Raw genomic sequence first — 16,225 nt, forward strand, 5'->3', positions numbered from 1 at the left:
AACTGGAAGCAGGCCCTCGCCCAGCTCGCCGCGGCCTACCCCGACCGGATCAACCCCTACCTGTGACCACCCCGCTTACACAGACAAGTTGACACGCCCCCCGAGGGAGCGTTGAGCTACGCGACATCGAGTTGATCGTCAAGGATTTACTCCGCAAGCAGGAACTCTACAAGAAGCATGTGGTCGACCTGCCGGTAAATCCCCTCGTCGGCAGCATCACCCGCGCCAAAACGCCTGAAGACGATGCCCAGTCCCTCTTCGGCGTGCTCGGGCTGAGCGGCGAGGAGTTGCGATCTCAGAACAACAAAGAGAAGGCGGTTGAGTGCTACATCAACCGTCTCGAATCCGCTCATGTCCTGGTTGCGCGGAGCACACCGGGATATATGCCTCAGACACTGAGCAAAGTAAAGTTCAGCGGGTTCGCGGTCCGTGACCCTCGGGCTCCGTACTTGTTTCTAGCGGGAGGCACTCACGGGGAGGACGAGGAGCCCGAGGGGCGCCAGCTCTTCACCCTCGCCCTGCTCACAGTGCTCATCGGCCGGAAGATGTTCCGGGCCGTAACGATGGACGCGACCGCACTGTTGAACGCACCACCCCCGGAGTACGCCATTGCGGGGGAGATGCTCATGCCCGGCCAGTTGGTGCGCTCCCTTGACCTGTCGTCGCTGCCCTCCATCAAGGAGGGAGCCGGCCTGCTCAAAGTCACGCCAAGCGCACTTGTTGTCAGAGCCCAGAATCTCAAGATCTTTGGCTGGGACGTTGCCAGCGCTCATCTGCACTCCCTAGCAGATGAGCACCGACGGCGCACGAAGCCCTCGGCCCGTCAACCCAAGCCGGTCCATGCAGTGCGCAAATACAACGGACGTCGATTCGCCGGCGCCATGCTGGATGCCGTCGACACCGGTGCGCTTAGCGAGGGAGATTTCTGCCGAGTCGTCGGAGCCCGCAAGATCAAGCCCGAAGACCTCCCGGACCTGCGGCAGGCACTGAGGTGATGAACGACGTCGTCTACCTGCTGGACAACAACGTCCTGTCCCGACTCACCCGGGAGCAGCGGCGCGCAGACCTCTTGCGGACCCAGTGCTTCATCACTGCAGACGTTCTGCACGAGGCGCGCGGGTTCGCTGACGAGGTCCGAGACATTCCGGTGCGACCGGTCACCAAAGCAGTACTCGCGCGCCTCGTTCGCGTGATGCACAGTATCGCTCCGAAGGACACCTCGCTCGTGGATCTCTACGCCAACAAGGGATCCGCGGACCCGGTGCTCATAGCTATCGCGCTTGACATAATGGAGACTGAGCAGGACACCCTGATGCCGCGCCGGATCATCTTGGTGACAGGCGACAAGGCAGTCTCCTCGACGTGTCAGCGGCTCGGGGTCACGTCGCTTGGCTTCGACGACTTTGTGCAGATGCTTTGAGTAGTGGCGGGAAGATTACGCGCAGCACCGGCCGAAGGCGCCGATAGGTGCTCCGAACGGCTCACGGACGGAATCCCCACTGACAACTAACAGAACTCACTCACTCTCGTAGACCGCCTGGATCAGCTGACTACGCAAGTCGAACAGGAGCTCACCACTCTCCGCGCGCCAGCATTCCCACCCGGGGTAGCTGCCATGCCCGACACTCATCGTGGCCGCGGCCGACAGTGACGAGGCGTGCCGTCCATCCGGCAAGCGGAGGCGCCCATCGCGTTCAACCGACACCGCGAAGGTCTGCCCGCTCTGTGGTCGGTGCCAGGCGAGTGTTTCACCCTCACGCAGCAACCCGGCGTTGAGTAGGTCAGCAAGCGTCGCGGGGAAAGAACGTTTCGCCGAACCGCCGTCTCCCGTCTCGGCGTTCCCAGCCGACGTAGCGGTGGGCGGGCCAAGATCCCCGCGACGATCGACGTCGAGGAACTTCTGCCCGTCGGCGTCCTGATACATGCCGACGCTCAACACGACCAAGGGAACACCGGCGCCGCGCAAAAACGAGATGGCTGCCTCGGTGCGACGATGGAATGACGCCGCCGCGAGGACGATATGGGGATTTGGTGAGATCGGTACGGGCTGCTCGGTTCCGGTGAACTCCTGCCAGTCCGCCCAGAACTGCTGCGCGCCGTTCACGTAGAGCGTCGCGACCTCCTGCAGGTTGCTCTCGCGCGCCCACCCGGCGTACTCCAACGCTTGCGACAGGAGCTGACGATCGACGTCGCGCTTCACCTCGATGACAACGATGCGTCCTGCTTCATCGAGGGCCAAAATGTCCGGAATCCCGCCGTGCGGTAGGTGCGCTTGCCGCGCTACACGAAACAGCGTCCGGCCAAGCATTTCCTCGAGGTTGTCCCACAACAGGTCCTCGACCTCACGCTCGTAGAGGCCGTCACCTGCGGCGTATTGCGCAAACGGGACCAGGCCTGGGCTTTCTCTTTCGATGCGAAACAGCGCCATGTCAATGCACCTCCCTGATCGCCAATGCGGGCAGAGCGTCGACGACCTTCATGGTTCCGAGGCTAACCGTGACGATGCGGGCCAAGAGGTCGATGATGTAGCGCGGATCGCCGACCTCCTTCGACCAGTCGTTCGGGTCGTTGACGATGCCCGAGGCCTTGTCCGTCTTGACGTAGTAGCGGTCGATGATCCACTCGATCGCCGAGCGCGAGCCCAGGATGTAGCGGTACGCCTCCTGCGGGATCCCCGAGAGGGTGATATGGCCGTTGTAGTGGATCGTCGAAGGATCGTGGCGCTCACCCGCGGCCTTCTGCTCGACCGACGGCTTGCCAAAGCGCATCTTCTTGTCGCCCACCGCGTAGAACGCGTACGGATCCTGACCATCGACTGGCTGCGCATCAAGCCCCTCGAGCGGGTACGGCTCGACGGTCTCGTACCCAAGGTGCAACTCGGAAAGCTTGCGCCCTGCGTCGATGAACGGCTGTGCGTCTTCGACGAGCGGGATGCGCGGCAGCATCTTCTTCAAGTCCGCCGCGTACGTCTCGCGGTAGTCGGGCGAGTGCAGTAGCCCGTAGACGTAGAAGAAGATGTCGTCCTTCGTGATCGAGGTTCCGTACGCCGCCTGGAACTTCGCCAACGCCACATCGGTGATGTTGTCGATGTGACGGTAGCCATCGATGGCGTCGTCCGCATCCGAGGTGTCGAGCGGCAACATGCCGCCGTCAGCGTCGAGCTTCTCGTAGCGGTAGCGGGCAAAGAATTGCCCAGCGTTCGAACCGTACAGAGCTAGGTCAGGAAGTTCAGTGGTCACCAGGGTTGCAAAGGGCTTGTCCGCGCCCGGGTTCAGACAGTAGAAGCCCGAAGCGGCGATCTCGGAGTCGGGAAAAAGGGCCGCGAGGCGGTACACCATGTCGTTGAGAGCGCGGTCGAAGTAGACGTGCTGTTTGGTGAAGGGGCGGTAGACCCCAGTCCGTACGGCAGAGAACTTGAACTCGCGGGGGCGATCGCGGTCGAGGTCGGCGAGTAGTCCGCGGTTCCAACTGATCTTGGTCGGGTCTGTGGTTGCAGTTGCGCTGGTCCGTCCTGCACGGCGGTCGGTCTCATACGTCTCCACGAGCATTGTCATGTTTCTCACCATGGTGGAGCGAGACGAGTTGTAGCACCAAGCGTCGCGGTTCGTCTTGAGGCCTCCCGAGAACAAGCCGAAAACGGCTGGGCCGCCGTCCTTGCTGCCGATGGGCAGGAAGGTGTCGAAGTCGCTGCGGCGCTGGTTGAGCCAGTCGCCGTGCTCGTTCGGGGTGATCAGTGTTGCGGGCTCAAGTCCTGTTACTGATCCCGCGTCGGCGACCTTGGCAAGCTTCTGTTCGCGGGTGAGGTAGTCGCCGATGTCGGTGTAGTGGATCGTCGCGGAGCCCGACTTGGCAGGGTCCTTCACGAGGATGGTGATGGCCACCGTGGCGCGGGAACCCGCGTCGAAGATCTTGCCGCCCTCCTTGCGCGACTGCTCACCTGCGGTGCGCTGGTTGCCGCGCAGGTTGTAGACGTAGATGTCGCTGAACTCTTCGGTGAGGCTTTTGCGCATCCCGTCGGCGGTGTTGGAGTCCAGCCAGCCACCGTTTGTCACGTACGCGATGACACCGCGGTCCCTGATCCGCAACGAGGCCCATTTGATCGCGCGAATGTACGAGTCATACAGCGAGTTCTTGTTCGTCGCGCTTGACTTCGCGGCGTAGGTGTCGCGGATCGCGGCGTCGAGGTCGGGGTACTTCTCGTTCGCGTTGTTGTCGTTCGCCGAGTCCTGTCCAGACGAGTACGGCGGGTTGCCGACGATCACCTGAATGTCAAGCGCTTTGAGCTTCTCCAGGCGTTCGTTGTTCTGCACGAACACTTCGGTGTCGAGGCGGTCGTCGTTCTCCCATGACTGGAACGTATCGGTAAGGATCAATCCTTCGAACGGCTCGTAGTCCGTGGGCTGCTCCAACGACCCGCGTAGATCCTGGTACGTCGTCTCGATGTTGACCGCGGCGATGTAGTAGGCGAGCAGCAGAATCTCGTTGGCGTGCAGCTCGTTCGCGTACTTGCGCGCCAGGTCGTGCGGGTTGATGAGTCCGAGCTGCAGCAAGCGCACCATGAACGTTCCCGTGCCCGTGAATCCGTCAAGGATGTGCACGCCCTCGTCCGAGAGGGACTGGCCGAAGTGTTCGCGCAGCACGGCATCGGCTGAGCGCAGGATGAAGTCGACGATCTCCACCGGCGTGTAGACGATGCCGAGCTTGTCGACGGTCCGCTTGAACGCCGTCGCGAAGAACTTGTCGTACAACTCGACGATGATGCGCTGACGCCCTTCAGCGTTGTCGATGCCCTCCACGCGCGAACGGACGCTCGTGTAGAACCCTTCGAGGCCTGAGTTCTCCGTGTCGAGGGAATGCTCGTCGAGGAGTTCGAGCATCTTCTCCATCGCCTGCGCGACAGGGTTGTGCTCGGCGAAGTCGTACCCGCCGAACAGAGCCTCGAACACCGGGCGAGTGATGAGGTGCTGCGCGAGCATCTCCACCGCGTCATCACGCGTGATGCCCTCGTTGAGGTTGCCGCGCAGGCCCTCGAGGAACCGGTCGAACTCGATGGTGGCCGGGCTGCTCGAGTCGGTGAGGATGCCGTTGATGCGAGTGATGTGCTGCTCGGCGATCTTGGCCACATCGGTAGCCCACGATTCCCAATAACGACGCTCGCCGACCTTCTGCACGATCTTCGCGTAGATCGCGTCCGACCACTCACCCCAGATGAGGTCGAGCTCGCCCTGTGTCGTCTCCTCGTCGGGCGTGTGGACGTTGCCGTCACGGTCGATGCCGGCGATGCCGATCTTCTTCGTCGGCTTCTTCTTGTTCAGTTCGATCTGGTTGACGGTCGAGGTGAATCGGTCGTCATGGGCACGCAGCGCGCGCAGGACCTGCCACACGGTGGCGTACTTCTTGTTGTCGTTGAGGGCCTGCTCCGGCGGCGTCCCGGCCGGCACGGCCACCGGCAGGATGATGTAGCCGTACTCCTTGCCCGGTGCCTTGCGCATCACACGGCCGACGGACTGCACGACGTCCACCTCGGACGAGCGCGGCGTGAGGAAGAGCACCGCGTCGAGGTTCGGCACGTCCACGCCCTCGCTCAGGCATCGGGCGTTCGTCAGGATGCGGCACGTGTTGTCGGCCGGCTCGGCCTTGAGCCAGTCGAGACGCTCGTTACGAGCCAGCGCATTGAACGAGCCGTCGACGTGCTTGATCTCGATGCGCAGCGAGATCGACTGGTCCGAGGTGTCGTCATCAGGCAGATCCACGGCAGCAACGTGCTTGTTGACGACATCAGGGAAGGCCTGAGCGATCGCCTTGGACGTCTTGATGTCCTTCGCGAACGCCACGGCGCGCTTCATCGGCGCGAGGCTCTCCCCCTCGACCGTGTCGAAGTGCTTCGCGAGCCCCTGCCAACACCCGACCATGCGTGCGGCATCGCCGAGCTGGATCTCGCCATCCTGCGCAAGTTCGGACTGGAAGTTCTTGCTCACGTACTCCTCGTCGACAGCGAGGATGACGACGCGGTAATCGGTAAGCAGGTTCTTCTCGACCGCTTCCCCGAACCCGAGGCGGTGCAACTCCGGTCCGAACTTCGCCTCGTCGTCCATCGACGCGAGCTCCGCTGCGCCATCGAGTGCCTTCTTCTTCGAGTCCTCCCCGAAGATGCGAGGCGTCGCCGTCATGTAGAGACGCTTGACGCCCTTGATGACATCGTCGTTGTGCACGCGCACGAACGCGGACTCGTCCTGCCCCGCGACGCTCACACCCGTCGTGCGGTGCGCCTCGTCGCAGACGACGAGATCGAACGCTCCGAACCCGCCATGCTTCTGCGCGGCAGCGACGACGTCGATCGACTGATACGTCGAGAACACCACCGTCATCGATTCGGAACGCTCGGCCGCACGCGCCCATCGCTCCTGCACCACAGCGTTGTTCGTCGACGCAGGCAACGCGACGTCCACCGCAGAGATGTCCTCGACCGCGTTCGAACGACTCGTCGACTTCGGATCCGAACAGATCGCAATCATGTCGAGCGGCACCTCGGCATTCGCCGCCCACTCACGCACCGTCTGACTCAACAGGGAGATAGACGGCACGAGGAACAACACACTGCCACCCACGCCGACCTGCTGCTCAGCCAGACGCAACGACGTGAACGTCTTACCCGTACCGCACGCCATGATGAGCTTGCCGCGATCATGCGTCTTCAACCCGTCGATGACCTTGTCGATCGCGGTGCGCTGATGCGGGCGCGGGTTCTTCTTGCCCACCGTCGGGAGGGTGTCCGGCGCCGACCAGGAGAACTTCGCCCAGTCGACGTTCGACTCCTGCAGGTCCGCGAGGCTGATGCGGCGCACCGCGACGGCCTGATCACGGATGGTGTCCTCAGCGTTCTTCCCCCACGCCGCGCCCGTATCGACAATGATCCGCTGCCCGAACTTCGACGTGCCCGACGCCGACAGGAACGAGTCGATATCGCCCTTCGACACCGTGTGATTCTCGGCGTAGAACTTGCACTGGATGGCGACGTTCTCCCCCGTCACCCGGTCGACGGCGACGAGGTCGATGCCCGTATCACTCTTGCCGTCACGCCCTGGCCAGTCCTGCCACAACCACACGTCAGAGAACTGATCGGCGAACAACGGATCCGTCTGCAAGTACGCCGCCATGAGCTGCTCGAACCGCGAGCCCTTGTCGCGCTCAGACGTCGCCTTCTCGCGCAGATCGTCGAGAACCTCATGCACCGTGACAGACATGGGGCCAATCTTGGCAGTTGCGCTTACTCCACCAGACCAAGACGCTCCGAATTCTCTTTCCGCGTTATAGGAATGGGCGCCGCCTGACACACCTGACGACGCAGCGCCTCCCTCTTCACAGAGGCAGGCGCCGCGTTACGTTCGTCGATGCGGAGCGGGCTCAGGCCCGCCAGTGCGAGCCGAGGGGGTAGCCGCCGTTGTCGCCGTTCTCCGTCGTCTTCGTCGCGAGCACCTGGTGCAGGTGCAGCCAGCCCTCCTCGAACGCGAGGCGCGAGCCGGCCATGTAGATGCCCCACACGCGCGCCGTCGGCAGGCCGGCCTCGCCGACGCAGAACTCCCAGTTCGCCTCGAGGTTGCGACACCACGCGGCCAGCGTGTGCGCGTACGACAGGCGTAGGTTCTCGTCGTGCTGCACCTCGAACCCGGCGTCGTGGCACTCCGCGATGAGGCGCCCCGGCGAGGCCAGTTCACCGTCGGGGAACACGTAGCGGTCCGTGAACGGCTCCGGGCGCGCCGACGCCGTGTCGTCACGACGCGTGATGCAGTGGTTGAGCAGGCGCCCGCCGTCACGCAGCTTCGAGTGCAGGAACGTGAAGTAGTCGTGGTAGTTCTTCACGCCGATGTGCTCCGTCAGGCCGATCGAGCTCACCTTGTCGAATCCCGTCTCCGTCACGTCGCGGTAGTCGCTGTGGCGAATCTCGACGAGGTGCTCCAGGCCCGCCTCGCGCACCGCGCGCTGACCCCACTCCGCCTGCTCGCGGCTCAGCGTCACCCCGAGCACGCTCACGCCGCGCTCGCGCGCCGCGTGGATCGCCATGCCGCCCCAGCCGCAGCCGACGTCGAGCAACCGATCGCCCGGCTGCAGGTCGAGCTTGTCCGCCACGAGCGCGAACTTTCGCTCCTGCGCCTCCTCCAGCGAATCCGTCGCCGCGTCGTAGACGGCGCACGTGTACGCCATCGACGGGCCGAGCACCTTCTCGTAGAACGCGTTCGAGACGTCGTAGTGGTAGCTGATCGAATCGGCCGCCCGCGACATCGGGTTCACCTTCGCGAGGTGACGCTTCCAGCGCGGCTGGCTCTCGATCTCCGGCAACGGCGGGTGCTTGAGCGCCTTCGTCCCCAGCGCCTTGACGATCGGCGCGAGCACCGACGCCGCGTCACGCTTGCCCAGATCCTTCACGCGCAGATCGCGCTTGATGAGGCTGAACACCTCGTACGGGTCGCCCTCGGAGAAGCCCGTCCCCGTCAGCGTTCCCGTGAGGTACGCGCGAGCGAGCCCCAGGTCGCCGGGCGCTGTGAGGAGGTAGCGCAGCCCCTCCTCGTTCTCGATCCGCAGCTGGATCGCAGCGTCCTTCGGCCCGACGTCGGTGCCGTCGTACGCGGTGAGGCGCATCGGCAGCGGTTCCTCGAGCACCGCGGTGACGGCCTGCTGAACGAGGGGTGCGCCGGTCGGCGTGGTCATGCGTGAGTCCTTACCTTGTCTGCGAATTCGGGCAGTCGGCCCGAGGGGTCGTACATCGACTTCATACGGCGGTATTCGGCTGCGCCGTAGAGGTCTTCGAAGGTCTGAGCGTCGTAGTAGACGTCGGAGTACAGCGACTTGTGACCGCCCATCGTGGGCAGCACGGCCTCGATGTCGCGGTTGACGTCACCGTCCGCGCGGCCGGGCTCGATGGCCACCGTGCCCCAGAACCCGACGTTGACGTAGGTGCGGTTCGGCTCGAGCCGGTACAGGGGCCACGCCTGATCGCCGCGCAAACGCAGCGGGCAGACCCACACCGGCGTCATGCCGACGTGCTCGTCGAACCACGGCATGAAGTTCACGAGTTCCTCGAGCGGCACCTCGACGTCCTGGACGACGCGCTCACGCGGTAGCTCGCCGCGCATCGAGTCGATCTTCGCGGCCACGCCGTAGCGGTTCTCGAAGCCGACAATGCGGTGGAATACGTCGCTGCGGCGGTACTTGCTCGGCCACAGCCGGCGGACCGTCGGGTTCTGCACACCGAACGCGTTGGAGCACCAGAACCAGTCCGTGTCCCAGCGCCAGATGTAGTCGTACGCCGTGAGGGTGTCGCGGTCCAGCTCTTCGATGCTGCGGTAGAAGATGCGCTGACCGGTGTAATCGCTCGGGTGACGGCGAACGTCGGGGAAGAAGTTCGCGAGGACGAGGTAGCACTCGCCCGGCGAGACGATCATGCCGTCGAGGCCGTCGACGCGCTCGCCCTCCCACACCTCGTCCGCGACGATGCGCTCGATCGCCTCCGTCATCGCCCGGGCGGAATCGAAGCGGACGTTGCGCGTCTCGACGAGGTCGCCGATCGGCGCGAGCTCGATGCGCAGGCGCGTCGCATAGCCGAGGCTGCCGTAGCTGTTCGGGAAGGCCCGGAAGAGGTCGGCGTGCTCGTTCGTCGGCGTCGCCGTGACGATCGTGCCCTCCCCCGTGAACACGTCCATCTCGAGGACGGATTCGTGCGGCAGCCCGTTGCGGAACGACGTCGACTCGATGCCCAGGCCCGTCACCGCACCGCCGAGCGTGATGGTGCGCAGCTGCGGCACGACGAACGGCATGAGGCCGTGCTGAAGCGTGACGTCGACGAGCTTCTCGTACGTGCACATGCCCTGGACGTCGGCGGTGCGCGCTTCGGCGTCGATGCTGATGACGTCGGCGAGGCCCTCGACGTCGAGCCCGCGGGTGGCGCGCTCGCGCGGACGGAAGAGGTTCGAGGTCTTCTTCGCGAGGCGCACCGTCTCGTCCGGGCCGAGCGCGGCGAAGGACTCTCGCAGGCGCGAAACAGCCCGCTCGTGAGCCTCGACTCCGACCGGACGCGCGGTCTGAGAATTTCTATTGAACATCGAAGTACCTCACGTTCTGACGCTACACCCGGCCCCAGATTATCCGCGATCTTCCGCGGATGAGACGGTGCTCACGCCCTGGGGTGTCTACCCGAACAGGGCTTCGCTCCACGCGTTGCGGAACATCCCGTCGGGGTCGAGACCGCGCGCCTCGGCATCCACCTCCGGCAGCGCCGGGAAGAGTTCGAGCATCCGCTCGCGCGACGTGGCGTAGAGCTTGCCCCAGTGCGGGCGCGCGTCGAACGGCTCGAGCGCAGCCTCCAACCGAGGCAGGAAGCGCATGACGGCGTCCGGGTCGCGATGCCACGTGATGTGCACCGCGACGACGTCCGCGCCGCGCATCGGGCTGAGCGACAGGTCGTCTCCGGCGACGGCGCGAATCTCCATCGAGTGCGCCAACGTGGCGAAGACGTCGGCGAACTGCGGCAGCGCTGACAGGGCAGCACCGGCGTGCTCGCGCGGCACGAGGTACTCCGACTGCACCTCCTCCCCCACGCTCGGCTCAAACTCGGAGCGGAAGTGCGTGAGGCGCTCGTAGCTCGGCCCGGCCACTCCGAGTTGCTCCGTGACGGCCACGGGGTCGGCACCCGGCGAGGGATGACGCGCACTCGTGGCGGCGCGGGCTCCGAGGATCTCAGCCGGCGCGGCGTCACCGCCGCGACGCTTGGCGAACAGGAGCGCGCGACCACCGTCCTGCCAGTTCGGGGCGAGGCTGAACGAGTACAGCTCACCGACGAGCGTGTCGAAGTGCTCGACGGCGGCCGCGTAGTCGAGGCCCTCGTACACCGTCGTCGCGATCTCGAACGCGGGCACGACGTCGAGTTCGAGCTCGACGATCGGCCCAAACAGCCCCAGGTGCACGGGGTAGTGCGCGAATCCGGGCTCGCCGCGGCGCACGGTCCGCAGGTCGCCGTCAGCAGTGACGTGGGTGAACGCACGCACCGCCGACGCGAGGCTCGGCTGCGTCACACCCGAGCCGTGCGTCGCCGTCGCAATGGCGCCCGCGATGGTGATGTGCGGCAGCGACGCGAGGTTCGCGAGCGCCAACCCGTGCTCGGCGAGCGCCGCGTTCGCCTCGGCGTAGGTGATGCCGCCGTCGACCCACGCACTGCCCTCGTTCATCACCTCGACGCGGCGCGGCAGGTCGCGCAGGGTGACGTGGACGCCGTCGGTGTCGGCGATCGCGTTGAAGCAGTGGCGAGTGCCGACCACCCGCAGACGCCTGCCGGCCGCCCGAGCGGCGCGCACCGCGTCCTGCACCAGTTCGACGCTCGTGGGCGCGACACGCTCACTGGCTTCGTAGACGACGTTTCCGGCCCAGTTCGTCACGGGGATCTCGCTCATGAAACGACGCTATACCCGCGAACCGACCAGGCACCCGCGACATCCGTCAGGCGCGACGCCGAAACCAGCTGCGCCGCGAACGTTCGACCAATGATCCCCCTGCCAGCGCGCTGCACAGGTGATCGGTCACGGTCGAACTCAGCTCGTCGATCTCGTATTGGCTGAGGCCGTCGAGCTCGAGGCCGTCCACGCCGTCACGCAGGCCGGCACTCACCACCTCGTTGATCGCCACCCAGTCCTTGTCGACGCCCACGCCGAAGCTCAGACCGTGACGACCATCTTGCCGGTGTTGCCACCGGTGAGCAGATCCATGAACGCCTGCGGCGCGTTCTCGAGCCCCTCGACAACCGTCTCGTCCCACGTGACCTCGCCGGAGCCGATCCAGCGCGCCATCTTCTGCTGGAACTCCGGCACGAGGTCGCGGAAGTCGGCCTGGATGAAGCCGCGCATCGTGAGGCGCATGCCGATCATGAGCGCCAGGTTGCGCGGAGCCGCAGGAGGCTCGGTGGAGTTGTACTGTGCGATCGCACCGCACAACGCGATCCGGCCGCCGAGGTTCATCGCGGAGATGGCCGCCTCGAGGTGGTCGCCGCCCACGTTGTCGAAGTACACGTCGATACCGTCGGGCGCCGCGTCCTTGAGCTGACGACGCACGTCACCGTCCTTGTAGTTGAACGCCGCGTCGAAGCCGCTCTCCTTGGCGCGCTCCACCTTCTCCGGCGAACCGGCCGAACCGATGACGCGCGACGCGCCCTCGAGCTTCGCGATCTGCCCCACGAGCGAACCGACGGCCCCCGCCGCGCCCGAGACGAAGACCGCGTCGCCCGGCTTGAACTCGGCCGTGCGCAGCAGGCCGCCGTACGCGGTGATGCCCGGCATGCCCAGCACGCCGAGGTACGTGGACGGCGAGATCTCGACGCCGTCGATCTCCCGCTCCACCTTGCGCGCGCCCTTCGCCGGGACGACCGCGAGGTCGCGCCAGCCGAGACCGTGCAGCACGAGGTCCACCGCGGCGAACCCGTCAGCCTGCGACTCGACGACCTCACCGACCGCGCCACCGTCGAGCGGCTCGTCGATCTGGAACGGCGGAACGTACGACTTCACGTCGTTCATGCGCCCACGCATGTACGGGTCGACGCTCATCGCGACGTTGCGCACGAGCAGCTCACCGTCACCGAGCGCGGGCAGTTCGCGCTCCTCGAGACGGAAGTTGTCGGCCGTCGGAGCACCCTCCGGGCGCGACGCGAGAACGATGATGCGGGCCTTGTCGAAAGTCATGCCCTCACCTTGTCACACACCCCTGACAACCCCCTGGCCGCATGGCGCAAGATGGAACCATGACCATCGAGATCTCGTACGCCACCGAGGCCGACATCGACGACGTCGCAAGCCTTTTCGAGCAGTACCGCAGCTTCTACGGCAAGGCCCCGACGCACGACGCCCGCACCTTCCTCGAGGAGCGCGTGGCCGGTGGCCAGTCGCTCGTCCTCGTCGCCCGCGACGGCTACCGCGTCGTCGGCTTCGCCCAGGCCTACCGCGCGTTCGACTCCATCCGCCTCGCCCACGAGTGGATCCTCACCGACCTCTTCGTCGACGGCGCCGCCCGCGGACGTCGCGTCGGCGGTGGCCTCGTCGACGCTCTCGTGACGTCGGCCCGCGACAACGGAGCCCACGCCGTCATCGTCGAGACCGAGGCCGACAACGGCTACGCCCACCGTCTCTACGAATCGCGCGGGTTCGAGCAGGCCCGTGACACCGGCCGCTCAGTCCGCTACGCCCTGCACCTGCGCGACCACCACTGACGTCCGCAGCGGGCTACAGCGAGCGCGCGACGAGTTCCTTCATCACCTCGTTGGCGCCGCCGTAGATCTTCTGGATGCGCGCCCCGGCGTACATCTTGGCGATGGGGTACTCGGACATGAAGCCGTACCCGCCGAAGAGCTGCAGCACGCGGTCGATGACGTTGCACTGCACGTCGGTGGTCCAGAACTTCGCCCGCGACGCCGTCGCGGAGTCGAGGTCCCCGTTGACGTGCAACCCGATGCAGTGGTCGAGCAGTGTGCGGGCGGCGAGCACGTCCGTCGAGCACTCGGCGAGCATGAAGCGCGTGTTCTGCAGGTCCATGAGCACGCCGTCGAACATCTCGCGCGACTTCGCGTGCTCCACGCCCAGCTCGATCGCGAGCTCCGCCGAACCGACGGCCGTGCACGCCAACCCGAGGCGCTCCTGCGGCAACTGCTCCATGAGGTGGTAGAAACCGCGGCCCTCCTCGCCGAGAACGTTCTCAGCCGGAACGCGCATGTCGGTGAAGTGCAGCTCGCGGGTGTCCTGGCCGTGCTGACCGATCTTCTGCAGAACACGCCCACGCTCGAATCCCTCGAGTCCGTCCGTCTCGACGACAAGCAGCGAAATGCCCTTGTGCCCGGCCTTCGGGTCACGCTCGCCGGTGCGGGCCACGACGACGATGAGGTCCGCGTGGCCGGCGTTCGTGATGAACGTCTTCGACCCGTTGACGACGAAGTCGTCGCCGTCACGCACCGCGCGGGTGCGCACACGCTTGAGGTCCGAACCGGCACCCGGCTCCGTCATCGCGACGGCGCCGACCATCTCGCCGGTGCACATCTTCGGCAGCCACCGCTTCTTCTGCTCCTCCGTGCCGTACGCGAGCACGTAGTGCATCACGATGATCGAGTGCACGACAAAGCCCCACGAGTCGTCACCGGCGCGCGCCTGCTCCAGCGCGACGACGGCCTCGTGGGCGAACGTACCGCCCCCGCCGCCGTACTCCTCGGGGATCGACAGGCCCAGCAACCCGAGCTCACCGGCCTTCGTCCACACCTCGCGGTCCACGGCGTGCTGTTCGTGGAAACGGTCGATGTGCGCGGCGAGTTCGTCCTCGCAGAAACGTCGGGCGAGGGTGCGCAGATCGTCGAGTTCCTCGTTCATCCACGGCGATCGGTAGGGCAGCGGCGCGGTGGGGCTCAAGCCTGATCCTTTCGAGCTGACGGGCGGTGCCCCCAGTGTGCCGCACCTCACATGTTCGGCGGGCGTTCGCCCCCGCCGAACCTCCCGACCGAAATTCAAACCGAGGGGCGAAAAACAATGTGGAATATCGCCCAGTTCGGTGCGTCTGAGACAAGTGTTCGGCTACGATCTCGCCTGCAGGGGGTGCACACGGGAGCGATGGTTGCAAAATCGCCACGCAGCCACCGCTTTTGCAACACGTTGCAACCGCGAGGTTGCGAAGTGTCGACACGAGAGAACTCTCGCGTCTACGCAGGACGTCGCCCGGGAGGGCGGCACGAAGGAGTCGACACCGATGGCGAGCCACGACGCCGGATGGGACGCGTTCCGTAGCGAACTGCGTCACTGGATGGAACTGCGTCACTTCACGAGCCGCGCGCTCGCAATGAAACTGAACGACGCCCTCGGGGCGTCGAGCGACGTCAACCTCGACGAGCACGTGGTCAAGCGTTGGCGCCACTCCACCGCGCCGCCCCTGGCCGCGGTTCGCCACATCGCCGCCATCCTGGAGATGAGCGACGACCCGACGGGCGCCGCTCCGCACGACCCGACCTTCATCCTGCGCCGCATGGGCCTGCTCGACGAGCCCGCGACGACGGGTGAACTCGTCGACTCCAGCTTCCGCCTGCAGGAGCTGCGTCTGCGTCTGCTCGACGTGCGTGCCTCCCTCGGCGAACACTCGGCACGAAGCGGCGCCGGCCGCCTCGTCCAGACGGCGATGTCGCACGGCTACGCCGCGGCCGTCTACCCCGTGTGGGCCGGCCCTGTCGGTTACCCGATGCACGTCTCCGACCGCATCGACTTCCGCCCCGCTCGCCCGGGCCTCGGCAGCATCGACGACGTCCCCGCGATGCGTTCGCTCTTCGTCGAGAACTTCGCCGTGCCCGGCCAGCTGCGCCCGCGCTTCAGCACCCACCCCGACGACCTCGCGACGCAGGAGCACTGGGCCATCCCCCACATCGGGCGCCCCTCGACGCGCAGCGGGCACATGCTGCACCTCGCCGTGCCGTCGATCGCCGTGTCGGCACAGACGGCCCGCGCATGGGTCGACGACGTCGCCTCGATGCTCGCCTGGGTGCTCGGCTACGGCTTCGTCAGCACCCGCGAGATCGCTCGCGAACTGACGCGCAACCCGTTCGCCACCGAGGCACTGCGCAACGACGTCCACGAGCAGTTCCTCACCCAGGCACCCGCGCGTCACGTGTGGTCACACCACGCCGCCGGCCTGCCCAGCGACAACCCGGGCGCGCCCTGGACCGACGCCAGCGGCGCCGTCGCCTCCTCGCTCGTCCACGTCCGCCTCGTCGAGACCGACGCCGTCCTCGACCACGAGAGCGACTGGCTCGCCGAGCAGCTCGGCACCACCGAGGAGGAGGCAGCCGTGCTCGCCAAGCGCGACCGCGACGAAGCCGCCAGCCGCCTCGACTCCCCGACCATGCAGCAGGTGCGCCACCGCGTCGTCACCGTGCCGGTCGAACTGCTGACCGACGCCTCGGACCGCTGGGAGCAGGTCTTCCAGACCGTGCTGCTCGTGACGCACCGCCTCCACGAGCTGGGCGTGAAGGTCGACCTGTACCCCATCCACGAACGACTCGCGCGCGACGAACCGGACATCGCGCCGACGATCCTGCGATGGCTGGCCGACCACGGCTCGCCGCTCGTCAGCGAGACCTTCTCGTCGTCGCACCATCTCGGCTGAAGTTTCACCGGAAATCTGGCAACGCTGTGCCGTAGATTGAACATTCGACCTGCTTCTCGAG

General features: G+C 65.9%; 12 protein-coding genes. 4 read left to right on the plus strand and 8 right to left on the minus strand.

All coding sequences use genetic code 11. The annotated features are described in order from the left end of the window. The first annotated feature begins 131 nt into the window (after nucleotides 1-131). Together D1832_RS09850 and D1832_RS09855 are read left to right on the plus strand one after the other, a co-directional pair. Nucleotides 132-995: a hypothetical protein gene (locus tag D1832_RS09850; protein WP_118913708.1), complete on the plus strand. Its 864-nt coding sequence runs from the start codon at nucleotides 132-134 to the stop codon at nucleotides 993-995. Then, complete coding sequence (locus D1832_RS09855; RefSeq protein WP_118913709.1) at nucleotides 995-1,420, plus strand: hypothetical protein; 426 nt, start codon at nucleotides 995-997, stop codon at nucleotides 1,418-1,420. The genes D1832_RS09850 and D1832_RS09855 overlap by 1 nt, the downstream gene beginning before the upstream one ends. Nucleotides 1,421-1,516: 96 nt before the next feature. Here the strand turns inward: D1832_RS09855 and D1832_RS09860 are convergent, their stop codons facing one another. From D1832_RS09860 to D1832_RS09890, 7 genes are all read right to left on the minus strand, one after another. Next, nucleotides 1,517-2,428 carry a restriction system modified-DNA reader domain-containing protein gene (locus D1832_RS09860; RefSeq protein ID WP_118913710.1) on the minus strand — a complete coding sequence of 304 codons (912 nt, stop codon included), beginning with the start codon at nucleotides 2,426-2,428 and terminating at the stop codon, nucleotides 1,517-1,519. 1 nt (nucleotide 2,429) lies between these two features. Next, nucleotides 2,430-7,244 (minus strand): DEAD/DEAH box helicase, encoded by a 4,815-nt coding sequence (locus D1832_RS09865; RefSeq protein WP_182434747.1) that lies wholly within the window; start codon nucleotides 7,242-7,244, stop codon nucleotides 2,430-2,432. A 160-nt stretch (nucleotides 7,245-7,404) separates the two neighbouring features. Continuing rightward, nucleotides 7,405-8,706 carry an SAM-dependent methyltransferase gene (locus D1832_RS09870; RefSeq protein ID WP_118913711.1) on the minus strand — a complete coding sequence of 434 codons (1,302 nt, stop codon included), beginning with the start codon at nucleotides 8,704-8,706 and terminating at the stop codon, nucleotides 7,405-7,407. Next, the gene (locus D1832_RS09875) at nucleotides 8,703-10,097 is read right to left on the minus strand and encodes an FAD-binding oxidoreductase (protein WP_118913712.1); all 1,395 of its coding nucleotides are present in this window, start codon (nucleotides 10,095-10,097) and stop codon (nucleotides 8,703-8,705) included. The genes D1832_RS09870 and D1832_RS09875 overlap by 4 nt, the downstream gene beginning before the upstream one ends. A gap of 87 nt (nucleotides 10,098-10,184) precedes the next feature. Beyond that, nucleotides 10,185-11,441, minus strand: a complete 1,257-nt coding sequence (locus tag D1832_RS09880; protein ID WP_118913713.1) for an FAD-binding protein — start codon at nucleotides 11,439-11,441, stop codon at nucleotides 10,185-10,187. A gap of 46 nt (nucleotides 11,442-11,487) precedes the next feature. Then, nucleotides 11,488-11,694, minus strand: coding sequence for a hypothetical protein (locus D1832_RS09885; RefSeq protein WP_118913714.1), 207 nt, complete (start codon nucleotides 11,692-11,694; stop codon nucleotides 11,488-11,490). An 8-nt stretch (nucleotides 11,695-11,702) separates the two neighbouring features. Beyond that, nucleotides 11,703-12,719, minus strand: a complete 1,017-nt coding sequence (locus D1832_RS09890) for an NADP-dependent oxidoreductase (RefSeq protein ID WP_118913715.1) — start codon at nucleotides 12,717-12,719, stop codon at nucleotides 11,703-11,705. A 59-nt stretch (nucleotides 12,720-12,778) separates the two neighbouring features. Here D1832_RS09890 and D1832_RS09895 point away from each other — a divergent pair, with 59 nt between their 5' ends. Further along, nucleotides 12,779-13,243: a GNAT family N-acetyltransferase gene (locus D1832_RS09895; protein WP_047310709.1), complete on the plus strand. Its 465-nt coding sequence runs from the start codon at nucleotides 12,779-12,781 to the stop codon at nucleotides 13,241-13,243. Between the two features lie 13 nt (nucleotides 13,244-13,256). Here D1832_RS09895 and D1832_RS09900 read toward each other — a convergent pair whose 3' ends face one another. Continuing rightward, on the minus strand, nucleotides 13,257-14,426 hold the full coding sequence (locus D1832_RS09900; RefSeq protein WP_118913716.1) for an acyl-CoA dehydrogenase family protein: 1,170 nt from the start codon (nucleotides 14,424-14,426) through the stop codon (nucleotides 13,257-13,259). A gap of 334 nt (nucleotides 14,427-14,760) precedes the next feature. Between D1832_RS09900 and D1832_RS09905 the strand changes: the two genes are divergently transcribed. After that, entirely contained in the window at nucleotides 14,761-16,164 is a 1,404-nt protein-coding gene (locus D1832_RS09905; RefSeq protein WP_118913718.1) for a hypothetical protein, read from the plus strand. Nucleotides 16,165-16,225: the final 61 nt, after the last annotated feature.

Source organism: Dermacoccus abyssi (genome assembly GCF_003515945.1).
GTDB lineage: Bacteria > Actinomycetota > Actinomycetes > Actinomycetales > Dermatophilaceae > Dermacoccus > Dermacoccus abyssi.

What these genes read in the sequence shown, in the direction of transcription:
- D1832_RS09855 (WP_118913709.1), top strand. Translation starts at nt 995, where the DNA reads ATGAACGACGTCGTCTACCTGCTGGACAACAACGTCCTGTCCCGACTC.
- D1832_RS09860 (WP_118913710.1), bottom strand. Translation starts at nt 2,428, where the DNA reads ATGGCGCTGTTTCGCATCGAAAGAGAAAGCCCAGGCCTGGTCCCGTTT.
- D1832_RS09865 (WP_182434747.1), bottom strand. Translation starts at nt 7,244, where the DNA reads ATGTCTGTCACGGTGCATGAGGTTCTCGACGATCTGCGCGAGAAGGCG.
- D1832_RS09870 (WP_118913711.1), bottom strand. Translation starts at nt 8,706, where the DNA reads ATGACCACGCCGACCGGCGCACCCCTCGTTCAGCAGGCCGTCACCGCG.
- D1832_RS09875 (WP_118913712.1), bottom strand. Translation starts at nt 10,097, where the DNA reads ATGTTCAATAGAAATTCTCAGACCGCGCGTCCGGTCGGAGTCGAGGCT.
- D1832_RS09880 (WP_118913713.1), bottom strand. Translation starts at nt 11,441, where the DNA reads ATGAGCGAGATCCCCGTGACGAACTGGGCCGGAAACGTCGTCTACGAA.
- D1832_RS09890 (WP_118913715.1), bottom strand. Translation starts at nt 12,719, where the DNA reads ATGACTTTCGACAAGGCCCGCATCATCGTTCTCGCGTCGCGCCCGGAG.
- D1832_RS09895 (WP_047310709.1), top strand. Translation starts at nt 12,779, where the DNA reads ATGACCATCGAGATCTCGTACGCCACCGAGGCCGACATCGACGACGTC.
- D1832_RS09905 (WP_118913718.1), top strand. Translation starts at nt 14,761, where the DNA reads ATGGCGAGCCACGACGCCGGATGGGACGCGTTCCGTAGCGAACTGCGT.